The organism is Collinsella sp. TM05-37 (genome assembly GCF_003436455.1).
In the GTDB taxonomy this organism is placed as follows: Bacteria; Actinomycetota; Coriobacteriia; order Coriobacteriales; family Coriobacteriaceae; genus Collinsella.
Genome location: NZ_QSPN01000037.1, coordinates 1 through 1,573, shown reverse-complemented (window position 1 = coordinate 1,573; position 1,573 = coordinate 1). Strand labels below are relative to the sequence as shown.

The following is a 1,573-nucleotide window of genomic DNA, read 5'->3' as shown; positions in this document are numbered from 1 at the left end:
ACCGGGAGTAGCGTCGAAGGTTGACAAAACTATAGGAACACCCAACGGCTATGTCCACTCATTCCGTGCGGGTTGTATGCAGGTTTGCCTGCGCACGCTATCATGTATGGGTTAGACCGCAACTATGTACCCCCATACGCGAAGGGATGCGCATGTATCTGAAGATCGACATGTTCTAGCCGGGCTTTACCCCCGCAGCGGCGCCCCGCGCCCCATCAATTCTGCCGATTTTCACCTTCACGCATATAAAAGGAGTCCGTCATGCGCGACAAGCTCGAAAAGATCATCAAGGCCTACGAGGAGCTCGAGAAGAAGCTTTCCGACCCAGCCGTCGCCTCCGATATCAAGGAGTTCACGCGTCTCAACAAGGAGTACGCGCACCAGTCCGACCTCATCGCTGCCTCGCGCGAGTACATCGGCGCGCTCGATGACATCGAGGCTGCCAAGGAAATGCTCCACGATACTACCGATGCCGATGAGAAGGAGATGCTCCAGATGGACATCTCCGAAAACGAGGCCAAGCTTCCCCAGCTCGAGGAAGACATCAAGTACATGCTCATCCCGAGCGACCCCAACGACGACAAGAACACCATCGTCGAGATTCGCTCCGCCGCCGGTGGCGACGAGGCGGCCATCTTCGCCGGCGACCTGTACAAGATGTATCAGCGCTTCTGCGAGTCGCGCGGCTGGAAGACCACCGTGCTCGACTCCAGCCCCAGCGAGGCCGGCGGCTTTAAGTCCATCGAGTTCAAGGTCGAGGGCGACCGCGTCTACTCCGTCATGAAGTTCGAGTCCGGCGTGCACCGCGTCCAGCGCGTTCCCAAGACCGAGTCCCAGGGTCGCATCCAGACCTCCACGGCAACCGTCGCCGTGCTTCCCGAGGCCGAGGAGATCGACGTTCAGATCAACCAGTCCGACCTGCGCATCGATACCTACTGCGCCTCCGGTCCTGGCGGTCAGTGCGTTAACACCACTTATTCCGCCGTGCGCATCACCCACCTGCCCACCAACACCGTGGTGCAGTCGCAGGAACAGCGCTCCCAGATCCAGAACCGCGAAGTCTGCATGCAGATGCTGCGCGCCCGTCTGTACGAGATGGAGCTCGAGAAGCAGCAGGCAGAGCTCGGTGCCGAGCGCCAGAGCCAGATCGGCCACGGCAACCGTTCCGAGAAGATCCGTACCTACAACCAGCCCCAGGACCGCGTGACCGATCACCGCATCGGCTTCAACTCCACCTACAACGGCGTCCTTCTGGGCGACCAGCTCGGCACCGTCATCGAGGCACTCGCCGCCGCCGAGCGAGCCGAGAAGCTGGCACAGGCCGTGTAGCGGGTTACGCGGTTTTGCCAAACCGCGTAACGGCTCGACGCTGCAAACGCCCCTAAGCGGCAATCTGACGTTCAATCGTCGGTCGCGTACCGAAGTACGCTTCCCTCCTTTTTCACGTCACCTTGCTCGCTTAGGGGCGTTTTCGCTGACTTATGTTCAACCTGCGGCGGGGCACTCATTGGGGACAGACTTAAATGAGTAGTCGTTGGGTGTTCCTATAGTTTTGTCAACCTTCGACGCTACT

At 59.8% G+C, this 1,573-nt stretch carries 1 protein-coding gene; it reads left to right on the top strand.

Annotated elements, in window-relative coordinates:
• The first annotated feature begins 261 nt into the window (after window positions 1-261).
• Window positions 262-1,329: a peptide chain release factor 1 gene (gene prfA / locus DXD48_RS09945; RefSeq protein ID WP_055252487.1), complete on the top strand. Its 1,068-nt coding sequence runs from the start codon at window positions 262-264 to the stop codon at window positions 1,327-1,329.
• Window positions 1,330-1,573 lie beyond the last annotated feature (244 nt).

Excerpts from the sequence above, each read along its gene's own strand:
- prfA (WP_055252487.1), top strand. The coding sequence starts at position 262 with ATGCGCGACAAGCTCGAAAAGATCATCAAGGCCTACGAGGAGCTCGAG.